The 14,740-nt window shown below is 61.4% G+C and carries 10 protein-coding genes; 8 read left to right on the top strand and 2 right to left on the bottom strand.

Annotated elements, in window-relative coordinates; translation table 11 throughout:
• Window positions 1-17 precede the first annotated feature (17 nt).
• Both rnhA and HRH33_RS12070 read right to left on the bottom strand, forming a co-directional pair.
• A complete protein-coding gene (gene rnhA / locus HRH33_RS12075) occupies window positions 18-470 on the bottom strand; it encodes a ribonuclease HI (RefSeq protein ID WP_034097030.1) in 453 nt (150 codons plus the stop codon).
• A 31-nt stretch (window positions 471-501) separates the two neighbouring features.
• Complete coding sequence (locus HRH33_RS12070; protein ID WP_034137906.1) at window positions 502-1,260, bottom strand: methyltransferase domain-containing protein; 759 nt, start codon at window positions 1,258-1,260, stop codon at window positions 502-504.
• Window positions 1,261-1,325: 65 nt separating this feature from the next.
• On the opposite strand from HRH33_RS12070, the gene gloB reads away from it, so the two are divergent.
• The 8 genes from gloB (at window position 1,326) to HRH33_RS12030 (ending at window position 14,738) form a co-directional block, all read left to right on the top strand.
• Window positions 1,326-2,093: a hydroxyacylglutathione hydrolase gene (gloB, locus tag HRH33_RS12065; RefSeq protein WP_167417513.1), complete on the top strand. Its 768-nt coding sequence runs from the start codon at window positions 1,326-1,328 to the stop codon at window positions 2,091-2,093.
• A gap of 98 nt (window positions 2,094-2,191) precedes the next feature.
• A complete protein-coding gene (locus HRH33_RS12060) occupies window positions 2,192-3,604 on the top strand; it encodes a lytic transglycosylase domain-containing protein (RefSeq protein WP_167417512.1) in 1,413 nt (470 codons plus the stop codon).
• Between the two features lie 210 nt (window positions 3,605-3,814).
• Complete coding sequence (locus tag HRH33_RS12055) at window positions 3,815-5,644, top strand: extracellular solute-binding protein (RefSeq protein ID WP_167417511.1); 1,830 nt, start codon at window positions 3,815-3,817, stop codon at window positions 5,642-5,644.
• On the top strand, window positions 5,641-7,476 hold the full coding sequence (locus tag HRH33_RS12050) for an extracellular solute-binding protein (RefSeq protein WP_034137902.1): 1,836 nt from the start codon (window positions 5,641-5,643) through the stop codon (window positions 7,474-7,476). The genes HRH33_RS12055 and HRH33_RS12050 overlap by 4 nt, the downstream gene beginning before the upstream one ends.
• Window positions 7,477-8,550, top strand: coding sequence for a microcin C ABC transporter permease YejB (locus HRH33_RS12045; protein WP_034097024.1), 1,074 nt, complete (start codon window positions 7,477-7,479; stop codon window positions 8,548-8,550).
• A 1-nt stretch (window position 8,551) separates the two neighbouring features.
• On the top strand, window positions 8,552-9,571 hold the full coding sequence (locus HRH33_RS12040; RefSeq protein ID WP_012723835.1) for an ABC transporter permease: 1,020 nt from the start codon (window positions 8,552-8,554) through the stop codon (window positions 9,569-9,571).
• Between the two features lies 1 nt (window position 9,572).
• Window positions 9,573-11,201, top strand: coding sequence for an ABC transporter ATP-binding protein (locus HRH33_RS12035; RefSeq protein ID WP_047881909.1), 1,629 nt, complete (start codon window positions 9,573-9,575; stop codon window positions 11,199-11,201).
• Between the two features lie 102 nt (window positions 11,202-11,303).
• A complete protein-coding gene (locus HRH33_RS12030) occupies window positions 11,304-14,738 on the top strand; it encodes a hypothetical protein (protein WP_167417510.1) in 3,435 nt (1,144 codons plus the stop codon).
• Window positions 14,739-14,740: the final 2 nt, after the last annotated feature.

Genomic DNA, 14,740 nt, shown 5'->3' with positions numbered 1-14,740 from the left:
TAACATGTCGACCGGCATCAGCCCTGCTTGTAGCCACGCACTTCATCGACCCCCCGGTTGGCCAGTTGGTCGGCGCGTTCGTTACCGGGATGGCCGATGTGCCCGCGCACCCATTTCCAGGTGATGTCATGGCGATTGCATTGCTCATCGAGCAATTGCCACAAGTCGGCATTTTTTACTGGTTCCTTGGCGGCGGTTTTCCAACCGCGCTTCTTCCAGTTGACCATCCACTCGTTGATGCCCTTCATCACGTACTGCGAGTCGGTCACCAGCAACACGTTGCAGCGACGCTTGAGTTCTTCGAGGCCGCGAATGGCGCCCATCAGTTCCATGCGGTTGTTGGTGGTGTTGGCTTCGCCGCCCCACAATTCCTTCTCGACACCCTTGCAAACCAGTAAGGCGCCCCAGCCGCCTGGGCCGGGATTGCCTTTGCAGGCGCCATCGGTGAAGAGTTCTACGCTATCGGTCATCGGTTGCTCGGTCTGAAATCAAAAGAAGTATTTACGGTTGGCTTTGCTTGCGGTTGACCTTGGCCATCGGCATTGGCACCAGCTTACCTAGGGGTTCGCGTCGCGCCTGGCGTACCGGTCGCAACCCGACCGCGATCTTGCGCGCCACCAATAAATAGAAGCCGCCGCCCGACAACTGCCAGGCACCCGCCCTGCGCTCCCAGCCCGCCAGGCGAGCCTGCCACTTGGCCGAGGCAAGCGGCGGACGATAGCACCCGAAGCGGCGTTTCTCCAGCGCGAAGCCCAGCAGGTTGAGCCAGTCCCCCACCCGCGAGGGTGAGATGCAGCGCGCCTGGCGCAGGGCATCGTGAGCGAACACATGGCGCAGGCCCCAACTGCTCCAGGGGTTGATGCCGACAATCAGCAGATGCCCGCCAGGGCGGACGCTGCTCGCCGCTTCGCGCAGCAAGCCATGGGGTGACAGGCAGAAATCCAGGCCATGCTGCAACACCACCACATCGGCGGCGTGCTCGCTCAACGGCCAGGCTTGTTCCTCGCAAACAATTTCCACGCCCGGCAATGGCGCGCCAAGACGCACATTGCGCTGCACCTGCGGCGCGGCGGGCGGTGTTTGGGCCGAGGGGCCGTAATGCACCAGATAACCACCGAAAAACCGGCCCAACTCGTCTTCGAGCATGCGCCGTTCTTCATCCAGCAAAAATTGCCCGACCGGTCCGGACAACCATTCACGGGCCGCGCTGATCAGAGCCAGCCACTCAGGATCGGCCTGGGCGAACGCTTTATCAGTCATTGCATTCTCCAACTTGCCTAGACGTTCTAAGATGCACCAATGTGTTCAGCTTGGCGAATCGAAGAATGATACAGATCAGTGCCCTGCCCGCCTTCACCGATAACTACATCTGGTTGTTACAAGACCCCGGCACCCAGCGCTGCGCGGTGGTCGACCCCGGCGATGCCGCGCCGGTACTGGACTGGTTGCAGCAGCATCCAGGCTGGTCCCTCACCGATATCCTCATCACTCACCATCACCATGACCATGTCGGCGGTGTCGAGCGTTTGAAGAGTGCAACCGATGCCACCGTTTACGGCCCAGCCGACGAGAATATCCCCGCACGGGACGTCGCGCTGCGCGACAACGACCGCGTCAGCGTGCTGGGCTGGGATTTCGACGTATATACCGTACCCGGCCATACCCTCGGCCATATCGCCTACTACCATGAGGGCGTGCTGTTCTGTGGCGATACCCTGTTTGCCGCCGGTTGCGGGCGTCTGTTCGAAGGCACCCCCGAGCAGATGCACGCCTCGCTGCAACGCCTGGCCGCCTTGCCCGACGACACGCAGGTGTATTGCACTCATGAGTACACCCAGAGCAACCTCAAGTTTGCCGCGGCGGTGGAGCCGGATAACACCGACATTGCCGAACGCGTGGAGCATGTGCGCCAGCTACGGTCTCGCGATGAAATGACGCTGCCTTCCAATCTGGCCCTGGAAAAGCGCACCAACCCCTTTTTGCGCACCGCTGAAACATCCGTTAAACAAAAAGCGGACGAACGGAGCGGACGCGACAACCGCTCTGGGGCCGAGGTGTTTGCCAGCTTGAGGGCATGGAAAGATAAGTTCTAAGTCGATGCAATCTGATACGCAATTTCTGAATGGTTGACCGGAACCTAAGTGCTTTCTAGAATCGCCCGACATTTTTGCCCGGAACTTACTTCCAGCCAATGTCGTCATCTATTCGTAAATCCAACCATTCAGACGCATTGACCCGCCTGGCTCAAGCTGTGGCGGTGGCCGTGTCCGCCACACTGGCGGGCTGCCAATCGACGAATTTCGCCGCACAATCCACCGTGCAACCCAAACCCAATCTCGCCGCCAAAATCAAACAGAAACCTATCTGGCTCTCCGAGAAACCCAGCCCCGAAGCGCCCCAGGATGTCTGGGAACGCATGCGCCGAGGCTTCCAATTGCAGGAGGGTGTAGGCGTCAACCCGCGCATCGAGCAACAGCGCTTGTGGTTCGCCAGCAATCCGTCCTTTCTCGAAAACGCCGGCGAACGCGGTAGCCTCTACATTCATTACATTGTCGAACGTCTTGAAGAACGCAACATGCCCCTGGAGCTGGCACTGCTGCCAGTGATCGAAAGCGCCTACAACCCAATGGCCTATTCACGCAGTGACGCGGTCGGCCTGTGGCAGTTCATCCCCTCCACCGGGCGCTACTTCAACCTGCGCCAAACCCGTGCCTACGACGGCCGTCGCGACATCACCGCCTCCACCACCGCCGCCTTGGACTACCTGACCCGTCTGCACGACATGTTCAACGGCGATTGGCTGCTGGCCCTGGCCGCGTATAACGCCGGCGAAGGCACCGTCAGCCGCGCCATCGAACGCAACGAAAAGCTCGGCCTGCCGACCGATTACTGGAACCTGCCGCTGCCCCAGGAAACCAAGGACTACGTGCCCAAGTTCCTGGCGCTTTCCCAAGTGGTGCTGGCGCCCGAAGCCTACGGCGTCAACCTGAACCCGATTGCCAACACACCGTACTTCGAAGTGGTGGAAGTCAAACAAAGCATGGACCTGTCCCGGGTCGCCGCGCTGGCTGAAATCGACGAAGACGAGCTGTTCCAGCTCAACCCGGCCTTGAAACAACGCACCACCCTGGATGGGCCGCAGCATTTGCTGGTGCCCAGTTCCAAGGCGCAACTGCTCACCAGCACCCTGTCGACGATGAAGCCTGAAGAATTGCTGGCGATGCGTCCGAAAAAACAGGTATTCGACGAAGTCGAGACCGCGCGGGTGGCCGGCCGCACCCGCACCTACAAAGTGCGCAGTGGCGATAACCTGACGCTGATCGCCAAAGCCAATAAAGTCGATGTGCACGACCTGCAGCGCTGGAACCAGCTCAACGGCCAGGCCCTCAAGGTCGGCCAGACCCTCGTGATGCAGGACAACCGCAAGGTGGTGGCCAGGGCCGACAGCAAGAAACCGGTGCAGTACAAGGTCAAGAAAGGTGATTCGCTGTACATCGTCGCCAAGCGCTTCAACGTCGAGATGCAGCATCTCAAGCGCTGGAACCCGCGCACCGGCCAGGCACTGAAGCCAGGGCAAATGCTGGTGGTGTCTGGGCCGCGCTAACGCCTGAAGAACGCCGCAGAAACCATGTGGGAGGGGGCTTGCCCCCGATATTGGTGTGTCAGCCAGTGAATCTGGTGACTGGCACACTGTCATCGGGGGCAAGCCCCCTCCCACATTGCTCTCCAGTGTTTGCGACTGTCTTTTTCCAACCGGAACAAGCTGTTACTGTACCGACCATAAAGCCCAAGCCGCCTGGATCGGATCTCTGACTTGAAGCGTCCCCTCCTTCTACTAATAAGTCTGGCCTTGAGCTTCGCTGCGAACGCGACGATTACCGAAAGCCACGGTTATGCGCAGTTCGGCACGCTCAAGTACCCGGCCAAATTCACCCACTTCGACTGGGTAAACCCTGCGGCGCCTAAAGGCGGCACTTTGCGGGTGATGGGGTTTGGCACCTTCGATACGCTCAACCCCTATACTTTCAAGGGCTCAAGCCCGGTTTCCACGCCCAACTTCTCGCAATACGGCATCAATGAGCTGAACGAGCCGTTGATGGTCGGCACCGGCGAATATGCGCCGTCCGGCGATGAACCCACTTCCAGCTACGGCCTGATTGCGCAGTCGGTGGAATACAGCGAAGACCGCAGTTGGGTGGTGTTCAATCTGCGCCCGCAAGCACGCTTCCATGACGGCAAGCCGATCACCGCCGACGATGTGGCGTTTTCCTATCGCACCCTGCTGACCGATGGCCACCCGCAATACCGCACCAATCTGCAGGAAGTGGCACGGGTGGATGTGCTCAACCCCCATCGAATCCGCTTTGTGTTCAAGCGTAGCGGCAACCCGCTGCTGATCCTGCGCCTGGGGGAGTTACCGGTGCTGCCCCAGCACTATTGGAAAAATCGCGATTTCAAGGCCACCACCTTCGAGCCGCCGCTGGGCAGTGGTCCGTACCGTATCAGCAAGGTCACGCCGGGCCGGCAACTGGTGTTCGAACGGGTCAAGGACTACTGGGGCAAGGATTTGCCGGTCAACCGGGGGTTCTACAACTACGACAAGGTCGACGTAGAGTTCTACCGCGACAGCGACGTGGCCTTCGAAGCGTTCAAGGCCGGCGAGTTCGACATTTATATCGAACACCAGGCCAAAAACTGGGCCAATGGCTACAACTTCCCGGCGGTCAACCGTGGCGAGGTGATCAAGGCACAGATTGCCCACCAGATACCGACCCAGAGCCAAGGCCTGTTCATGAACACGCGGCGCCCGACCTTCAGCCAGATCAAGGTTCGCGAGGCCTTGGGCCTGATGTTCGACTTCGAGTGGACCAACCGCACGCTGTTCAGCAACGCCTATAAACGCACCTTGAGTTACTACCCTAACAGCGAGTTCGCCGCGACCGGCCTGCCGGTCGGGCATGAATGGCTGATGCTGTCGCCCTATCGCGATCAACTGCCGCCTAACCTGTTCACCCAAGCCTTCAGCCTGCCCCACACCGACGGTCGCGGAATCCCGCGCGAGACCTTGCGCCATGCCCTGGCCCTGCTCGGTGAGGCTGGGTGGACATTGTCGGGGCAGCGCCTGCTGAACAAGGACGGGCAGCCGCTGCGCTTCGAGATCCTGCTGGTCAACCCGAACCTGGAGCGGATTCTGCAGCCCTACGTCGAGAACCTGATCAGCATCGGTGTCGATGCGCGCCTGCGTACCGTCGACCGTGCGCAATACAAGCAACGCCTGGATCAGTTTGACTTCGACATGATCCTGATCACCCTCAACCAGACCCTCAGCCCGGGCCTGGAGCAATGGCAGTACTTCCACTCCAGCCAGGCCGCTATCAAAGGCAGCAAGAACTACGCGGGCATCGCCAACCCGGTGGTCGACCATCTGCTGGAACAGCTGCTGGCGGCCCAGACCCGCGAAGAACAACTGGCCGCGGGACGCGCCCTTGACCGGGTGCTGCTGTGGCAGCACTACAGCATTCCCAACTGGTACCTCAACTATCATCGCCTGGCCTACCGCAACCGGTTCGCCTTTGTCACCACGCCGCCCTATAGCCTGGGCCTGAGCGCGTGGTGGCTGAAAGCTTCGGAGAAAGCCCAATGATGTATTTGCGTACTGCACTCGTCAGCCTGTTGCTGTGCACCGCGGCCCACGCCGCGCCACAACATGCGTTGACGCTGTATAACGAACCGCCGAAATACCCCGCCGATTTCAAACACTTCGATTACGTGAACCCGGATGCGCCCAAGGGCGGCACTTTCCGCGAATCGAGCATGGGCGGCTTCGACAGCCTCAACCCGTACATCAGCAAGGGCGTGCCGGCCGACAATATCAGCCTGATCTACGACACCCTGGCCATGCAAAGCCTGGACGAACCGATCACCGAGTACGGCCTGGTGGCCGGTAAGATCGAGAAAGCCCCGGACAACAGCTGGGTACGCTTCTACCTGCGCCCCGAAGCGCGCTTCCATGATGGCCACCCTATCCGTGCCGAAGACGTGGTGTTCACCTTCCAGACCCTGATCAAAGACGGCGCACCGATCTTCCGCACCTACTACGCCGATGTCGACGACGTGGTGGCCGAAGACCCGCTGCGGGTGCTGTTCAAGTTCAAGCGGACCAATAATCGCGAACTACCGCTGATCCTCGGCCAACTGCCGGTATTGCCCAAGCACTGGTGGGCCACTCGCGACTTTTCCCGGGGCAACCTGGAGATACCCCTGGGCAGCGGACCGTACAAGGTCGCCGAGGTCAAGGCCGGACGCATGATTCGCTACGAGCGGGTCAAGGACTATTGGGCCAAGGACCTGCCGGTGGCCAAGGGCTTTTACAACTTCGATTACCGCGTCACCGACTATTACCGCGACAACACGGTGGCACTCGAAGCCCTGAAGGCCGGGCAGTTCGATTATTGGCAAGAGATGAGCGCCAAGAACTGGGCCAACGCTTACAACATTCCGGCGGTCACCCAGGGCCGGCTGATCAAGGAAGAGATCCCCAACGGCAACCCCACCGGCATGCAGGGCTTTGTGTTCAATACCCGCAGACCGATGTTCCAAGATGTGCGGGTGCGCAAGGCCATCAGCCTGCTGCTGGATTTTGAATGGAGCAACAAACAGCTGTTCAACGGCGCCTACACCCGCACCCGCAGTTATTTTGAAAACTCGGAAATGGCCGCCACCGGCCTGCCGGGCCCGGATGAACTGGCCATCCTTGAGCCGTTGCGGGACAAAATCCCTCCCGAAGTCTTTACCCAGGCCTTCGAACCGGCCAAGACCGACGGCAGCGGCATGATCCGCGCACAGCAACGCGAGGCCTATCAGCTATTGCAAGAGGCCGGTTGGCGCATCGTCGACGACAAGATGGTCGACGCCCAAGGCAAACCGGTGACCATTGAGTTCCTGCTGGCCCAGACCGAGTTCGAGCGCGTGCTGTTGCCATTCAAGCGCAATCTGGCGGACCTCGGTATCGACTTGGTGATTCGTCGCGTCGATGTGTCGCAATACATCAACCGCCTGCGCTCGCGGGACTTTGACATGCTGGTGGGCAGCTTCCCGCAATCGACATCGCCGGGTAACGAACAACGCGAGTACTGGAAGTCTTCCAGTGCCGACAAGCCTGGCAGCCGTAACTACATGGGCCTCAAGGACCCGGCCATCGACCAACTGGTGGAAGCGTTGATCGACGCCGATTCGCGCAAAAGCCTGGTGGCCCATGCCAAGGCGCTGGATCGGGTGCTGCAGTTCGGTTATTACGTGATCCCCAACTGGCACATCAAAACCTTCCGCGTGGCGTACTGGGACCACCTCGGCCATCCAAAAACACCGCCGCGCTACGACGTCGGCACCGCCACCTGGTGGGCCAAACCCGAGGTCAAACCGGTAACCCCCGACGACACCACCCCCAGCGCCGACTCGGCAAGCGGAGGCGATTGAATGCTGGCCTATATTGTTCGCCGCCTGTTGCTGATTATCCCGACGCTGTTCGGAATTCTGCTGATCAACTTCGTCATCATCCAGGCGGCTCCCGGTGGCCCGGTGGAGCAGATGATCGCCAAGCTCGAAGGCTTCGAAGGCGCCACCAGCCGGATTGCCGGCGGCGGTGCCGAAGTCTCCGTGGCCGGCTCCAGCTACCGCGGCGCCCAGGGCCTGGACCCGGCGCTGGTCAAGGAAATCGAGAAGATGTACGGCTTCGACAAATCGGCGCCGGAACGCTTGTGGATCATGGTCAAGAACTACGCGCGCCTGGATTTCGGCGACAGCTTTTTCCGCGACGCCAAGGTCATCGACCTGATCAAGGAAAAACTGCCGGTGTCCATCTCCCTCGGTTTATGGAGCACGCTGATCATGTACCTGGTGTCGATCCCGCTGGGGATCGCCAAAGCCACGCGGCACGGCAGCCATTTCGATGTGTGGACCAGCTCAGCGATCATCGTCGGCTACGCGATCCCGGCGTTTCTGTTTGCAATCCTGCTGATCGTGGTGTTCGCCGGCGGCAGCTACTTCGACTGGTTCCCGTTGCGCGGGCTGACGTCCAACAACTTCGACGAGCTGAGCTGGGGCGGCAAGATCCTCGATTATTTCTGGCACCTGGCGTTGCCGATCACGGCGCTGGTGATCGGCAACTTCGCCACCATGACCCTGCTCACCAAAAACAGCTTCCTCGACGAGATCAACAAGCAGTACGTGATCACCGCCAAAGCCAAGGGGCTGACCAATCACCGCGTGCTCTACGGCCACGTATTCCGCAACGCGATGCTGCTGGTGATCGCTGGGTTCCCCTCGGCGTTTATCGGGATTTTCTTCACCGGCTCGTTGCTGGTGGAAGTGATTTTTTCCCTCGATGGCCTGGGCCTGATGAGCTTCGAAGCCGCCATCAACCGCGATTATCCGGTGGTGTTCGGCACGCTGTTTATCTTCACCCTGCTGGGGTTGATCGTGAAGCTGATCGGCGACCTCACCTATACCCTGGTCGATCCGCGTATCGACTTTGCCAGCCGGGAGCATTGAGATGAACCTGTCCCCCCTCAATCGCCGTCGGTTCGAACGCTTCAAGGCCAACAAGCGTGGCTGGTGGTCGCTGTGGCTGTTCTTGATTCTATTTGTGCTCAGCCTGGGCGCCGAGCTGATCGCCAACGACAAGCCCTTGGCCGTGCACTACGACGGCGGCTGGTATTTCCCCGCGCTCAAGCGCTACCCGGAGACCACTTTCGGCGGCGAGTTTCCGCTGGAGGCCAACTACAAGAGCCCGTATATCCAGGAACTGCTCAAGGCCAAGGACGCCTGGACGCTGTGGGCGCCGATCCCTTTCAGCTACCAGAGCATCAACTACGACCTCAAGGTGCCGGCGCCGGCACCGCCCTCAAGCGTCAACCTGCTGGGCACCGACGACCAGGGGCGCGATGTGCTGGCGCGGGTGATCTACGGCTTTCGCGTGTCGGTGCTGTTCGCGCTGACGCTGACCGTGCTCAGTTCGATCATCGGCGTGATCGCTGGCGCGTTGCAGGGCTTCTACGGCGGCTGGGTCGATCTGGCCGGGCAACGCTTTCTGGAGATCTGGTCGGGGTTGCCGGTTCTGTACCTGCTGATCATTCTCGCCAGTTTCGTGCAGCCTAACTTCTGGTGGCTGCTGGGGATCATGCTGCTGTTTTCGTGGATGAGCCTGGTGGATGTGGTGCGCGCCGAGTTCCTGCGCGGCCGCAACCTGGAATACGTGCGTGCGGCGCGGGCCTTGGGTATGCAGAACGGCGCAATCATGTTCCGCCACATCCTGCCCAATGCCATGGTTTCGACCATGACCTTTATGCCGTTCATTCTCACCGGCGCCATCGGCACCCTCACCGCCTTGGACTTCCTCGGCTTTGGCCTGCCGGCCGGCTCGCCGTCACTGGGCGAACTGGTGGCCCAGGGCAAATCCAACCTGCAAGCGCCGTGGCTGGGCATGAGTGCCTTTGCCGTGCTGGCGATCATGTTGAGTTTGCTGGTGTTTATCGGCGAGTCCGCTCGCGATGCCTTCGACCCGAGGAAATGAGATGAATCAGGACAATCTGATCGAAATCCGCGACCTCAGCGTCGAGTTTGTGACCGGCGAGCATCATCACCGGGTGGTGAGCAACGTCAGCTTCGATATCAAGCGCGGCGAAACCCTCGCGCTGGTGGGCGAAAGCGGTTCCGGCAAATCGGTGACCGCCCACTCGATCCTGCGCCTGCTGCCCTACCCGCTGGCGCGGCATCCGTCCGGCACCATCCAGTACGCGGGGCAGGACCTGTTGACCCTCAAGGAAAAGCCCCTGCGGCACATTCGCGGTAACCGCATCGCGATGATTTTCCAAGAGCCGATGACCTCGCTGAACCCACTGCACAGCATCGAAAAGCAGATCAACGAGGTGCTTGGCCTGCACAAGGGCCTCACCGGCAAGGTCGCCACCCAGCGCACCCTGGAGCTGCTGGAGCTGGTGGGCATCCCTGAACCGCACAAGCGCCTCAAGGCCCTGCCCCATGAATTGTCCGGCGGCCAGCGGCAGCGCGTGATGATCGCCATGGCCCTGGCCAACGAGCCGGAACTGCTGATTGCCGACGAGCCCACCACCGCTCTGGACGTCACCGTGCAGTTGAAAATCCTCGAACTGCTCAAGGAACTCCAGGCGCGCCTGGGCATGGCCTTGCTGCTGATCAGCCACGACCTGAACCTGGTGCGACGCATCGCTCATCGCGTGTGCGTGATGCAGCAAGGTTGCATCGTCGAGCAGGCCGATTGCCAGACGCTGTTCCAGGCCCCGCAGCACCCCTATACCCAGGAACTGCTGGCCGCCGAGCCCAGCGGCGGGCCGGCGACCAATGCCGTCGGGCCGCCGTTGCTGGTGGTGGATGACCTCAAAGTGTGGTTCCCGATCAAGAAGGGCTTTTTGCGCAGCACCGTCGATTACGTAAAAGCGGTGGACGGCATCCACTTCAGCCTGCCCCAGGGCCAAACCCTGGGCATCGTCGGCGAAAGCGGCTCGGGCAAATCCACCCTGGGCCTGGCGATTCTGCGCTTGATCGGCAGCCGCGGCGGCATTCGTTTCGAAGGTCAGCAAATGGACGCCCTCAACCAGCAGCAGGTGCGCCCGCTGCGCCGGGAAATGCAGGTGGTGTTCCAGGACCCGTTCGGCAGCCTGAGCCCACGCATGTGCGTCAGCGAGATCGTTGGCGAAGGATTGCGCATCCATAAGATGGGCACCCCTGCCGAGCAGGAAGCGGCGATTATCGCGGCGCTCAAGGAAGTCGGCCTGGACCCCGACTCGCGCCATCGCTACCCCCACGAATTTTCCGGTGGCCAGCGCCAGCGCATCGCCATTGCCCGCGCGTTGGTGCTCAAGCCGCGCTTGATCCTGCTCGACGAGCCCACCTCCGCCCTCGACCGCACGGTGCAGCGCCAAGTGGTGGAGCTGCTGCGCAACCTCCAAGCCAAGTACAACCTCACCTACCTGTTCATCAGCCACGACCTGGCGGTGGTCAAGGCGCTGAGTCACCAATTGATGGTGATCAAGCAGGGCCAAGTGGTGGAGCAAGGTGATGCGCAGGCGATCTTTGCCGATCCACAACATGCCTATACCCAGCAATTGCTCAAAGCCGCGTTTCTGGCGGCGCCCGACGACTGCCCGACGCATAGCGCTCCCTGACTGCCCTGGCGGAACCACACCACAACCGGTGCGGAAAGCCCTGCTACTGAAGCGACCGCCAACGGGGGGATGATCCGGGTTTAGCTACCCGGAGCACTCTTCATGGACGATTTCCCCAGCCTGGCCCTGAGCGGGGCCGACCCGCACGATGGCATTGCGATGTCAGTCACCGTCGGTCCCTCCAGCGCCACGCCGCTTGAGCCCCACACACACCCCAGCGGCGACGCCGCCTTGATCGCGCGGTTGATCAGCCTGCTCTCCGGCACGACAGACGCAGCCTTGCCCGCCGCAACCACGCCGGTACCCATCCCCGAACTATCCCTGCTGGGTCAGTGGTGCGCGGCGTTCAGCAAGGCCGTCAACAGCAAGGACTTTATCGCCTGGGCCGCTACAGAAGGCATGGTGCTGAGCACGCTGCGGGTACATGACAGCAACCTTCACGTCACCGCACACGGCGTGCCCAAGGTGTTTACCCTGGCAGGCACGTCCAAATGGTGGACGTTGGCCAAACCCATCATTTTCATCAGCCAACTGCTCGACCCGCTCGCGCTGGGCATGCCATACATCGGCACCAAATCTAATGACGGCATCACCACACTGACGCTGAACCTCGTACTGGCGTTCCATGGTTACCCTATGCCAACCAATCGCCTCGCGGCACTGGCGATCATTGAGGAATTGCGTGCGCTGCAAGCCTTTCCGGCGTTTGACGATAACGGCCGCAGCAAATCGATCATCCACGCGGAACTGACGCAACAGCGGCTCGATTTTCAGCGATTGGCCACTGCCCTGGAGCAATGTGACGGAACACCTTCCGAGCTCAGCCACACCCGCGTCGACCTTACCTCCCACTCGACGCTGGCCAAAAGCGTCAAGGAAGCCGCGCTGCTGTTGTACTTGATCCTGGATGAGCACCACCTCGTCGATGCCCAGGCCCACTACGATTTCGCGCGCCAGTTGATCTGTGTGACCGAGCGCGATACGGCCCAGGAACAACGCACGCTGCTGCCCTCACCGACGCCACATTGGGAACGGTTGGTGCTGCTGGGTTCGCAACTGGGGGTGCGCATCTACCCCGATCACTCCGTCGACCTCACCGACGCCCTGACGGCCTACGGCTTCGAACCTGTGCAAGGGCCCGCACATATCGGTGCGTTGATCCAGCGCTTGCGCCAATGGCCGACGCCCGCGCAACCGGTGGTGCTCAAGGCTGTGCGCACCGCGGCAACCCTCAGACGCTTTCGCCATTATGTGGGCATGATGAATGACCGCCACCGCCTGCGTACCGTGCTGGCGCAAATGATCGGCAGCGGCCAGTTACCGGGGCCCGACGGCCTGGATCAGGTGATCAGTGGCGACCCGGACGCGCTCCGGGCCACAGTGAAGAGTGCCTACCGCCACTTACGCCTGGTGACCGACGATCCGGCCTTTTTGGCCCTGCGCACCCGCCTGCGCATCGATCCCGCCAGCCACGTGCTGCTGAGCGAATCCGGCAACATCGAGGCACGCGACTTGGACGGCGTCTGGAAGTCCCTGAACGATGCCGTAGCCGAGCATGACCACCTGCTGGAGCGGGTATCGCAATTGCGGCCGCTGGCCGCCCGAACGGGTGGCCAGTTGCGCACCAACGACACGGTGAGCGTGCAGCAGGCGTTGCGGTTGTACGGTTTTCGTGTGCCGCAAAGCCTGGCGGATGCTCGGCGGGTGCTGCAACGCCTGGAGGTCAGCCTGCCACAACGGTCAAGCCAGGGATCGTATTGGCGTGCACTCAAGCCGCGCGACGCGCGCCCTTCGGCGTGGACCCTGTCCCCGCAGGAGCGTGAACAGCTCGTCGCGCTCAGCCTCGACTTTATGCAGGGCCAGCCCGGCACGCTGTTCGAATACCTGAGCCAGCCCCTGCTGACCGGCAAGACTGTGGCTGACGTCAGAGCCGAAGCCGATTACCTGATCCCGTGCCTGCTCGCATCGCCCCTGGCCCAACAACTGGGCGAAGTGCTGTCCAACACCCTGCACTGGCATGGTAGCCACGCCAGCGAACGGGGCGAAAGCGGCAGCCGCAACGCGCTGATACTGGCCGCGCTGATCCTGAGCCTGGACCCAAGGTTCGAGGCACATCCCACGGGTATCCAGGTGCTGGACTGGCACGGCGACTTCTATTGGGGCGAGTCCATACCGTTCGTGCGCCGGGACATCGAAACCGCTATGGGTGTGTTGGACAGACCCACGGCGGCCCTGGCGGCGCACTTGATCCTCAGTGAAAAAGGCCCGCAGTTGCTGGTGCGCGACATCCCCGAAGACGAGCCCTACCTGGGCTCACATACCTGGACGCTGTTCTGTCAGTACGTTATGTACCTGGAAAAAAGCCTGCCGGGCTCGTCCCGTCAATTGACCCACGCGCAGATCATGACCCTCGCGTACCTACCACCCGAAGATCGCTGGCAGACCTTTCTTGACAGCCCACAGGCCACCACGGCGGTGCTGGAGTGGGCCGTGGTCAACGGCGTGCTGGCACCTCAGCGGCGCTATGGCACACAGTCCGTGAAAAACGCGGTCGATGCGATCAATGCCCAGCGGACACGCCTGAGCAGCACCCTGGAGGCGTTCGCCGAGCCCGTGGTATGGCTGCGCCAGACCGCCCTGAACGACCTGCGCCGCGTTTATCCCGACAACGGCTGGCTGGAGGCGCGCATCCTGATGTGGCTGCCGCTTGACTCGCCATTTTCTGAAGACAAGCGCTTCGAAGGTATCCATACCGGCCCTAAATATTCGTTCACCGATCTGCATATGGCCGGCGACCTGGACGCCACCTCCCAGCATTGGCACTCGTCCCAGCCAGCCGTCAAATATCGACAGATGGCCAAGCGCTTTCATTTGCTGGGGTCGGTCAGCCAGGTATTTTTCCAAGCCTTCGATCACAAGTTGCAACAGCTCAAGGCGGCTTATCGCGAGTCCATCTGTTTTGGGTTGTCGCAACTGACCCTGCCGCGCCGAGAGGCGCTGGAATACGGTCAGGTGCGATTTTTCCAGCTCAGCCGCCCCAGCGCCTCAAGCCGTGCCGCCGCCCAAGTGGGACGATTCGGTGTGCTGATGGCCGTCACCTATGTCAGCACCACGTATGTCTACGAATGCTTCCCCAGGCAACTGCTTATACGCCCTCGCCTCGACCTCGATGCCCGGCAATTGCCGCACGGCGTCGACACCGCCAGCCACTTCGACTGGGCAGCCTATGCACAGGGTGCGTGGCCACAAGACCCAGGTTCGTCGACAGCGACCACTGATTTGCTCCTCACCCCGCTCGGCAATAACCTGCCCCAGGCGCCCGAAGTGCCGCCACTGGATAGCCTGGGCAGACGCGTGCCACGCACGCTGGATTCACCACGCAGCCATGCAGTGGCCGACATTATCCTGGAGCACCCATTGCACGACGGCCTGGCTTTGCGCGAAAAAGCCAAGCGTCCACTGACGCTGCTTGAAGCCGCAAGCGGCACCGACCCATGGGCCGACTTTTTGCTGGAAATGGCGCTCAAGGCGGACTGACG

It is taken from the genome of Pseudomonas rhodesiae (assembly GCF_013285305.1).
Classification (GTDB): Bacteria; Pseudomonadota; Gammaproteobacteria; order Pseudomonadales; family Pseudomonadaceae; genus Aquipseudomonas; species Aquipseudomonas rhodesiae.
This window is presented reverse-complemented; position numbering and strand designations above follow the sequence as displayed.

Coding starts and splice junctions, on each gene's coding strand:
- rnhA (WP_034097030.1), bottom strand. CDS start 470: ATGACCGATAGCGTAGAACTCTTCACCGATGGCGCCTGCAAAGGCAAT.
- HRH33_RS12070 (WP_034137906.1), bottom strand. CDS start 1,260: ATGACTGATAAAGCGTTCGCCCAGGCCGATCCTGAGTGGCTGGCTCTG.
- gloB (WP_167417513.1), top strand. CDS start 1,326: ATGATACAGATCAGTGCCCTGCCCGCCTTCACCGATAACTACATCTGG.
- HRH33_RS12060 (WP_167417512.1), top strand. CDS start 2,192: ATGTCGTCATCTATTCGTAAATCCAACCATTCAGACGCATTGACCCGC.
- HRH33_RS12050 (WP_034137902.1), top strand. CDS start 5,641: ATGATGTATTTGCGTACTGCACTCGTCAGCCTGTTGCTGTGCACCGCG.
- HRH33_RS12045 (WP_034097024.1), top strand. CDS start 7,477: ATGCTGGCCTATATTGTTCGCCGCCTGTTGCTGATTATCCCGACGCTG.
- HRH33_RS12040 (WP_012723835.1), top strand. CDS start 8,552: ATGAACCTGTCCCCCCTCAATCGCCGTCGGTTCGAACGCTTCAAGGCC.
- HRH33_RS12035 (WP_047881909.1), top strand. CDS start 9,573: ATGAATCAGGACAATCTGATCGAAATCCGCGACCTCAGCGTCGAGTTT.
- HRH33_RS12030 (WP_167417510.1), top strand. CDS start 11,304: ATGGACGATTTCCCCAGCCTGGCCCTGAGCGGGGCCGACCCGCACGAT.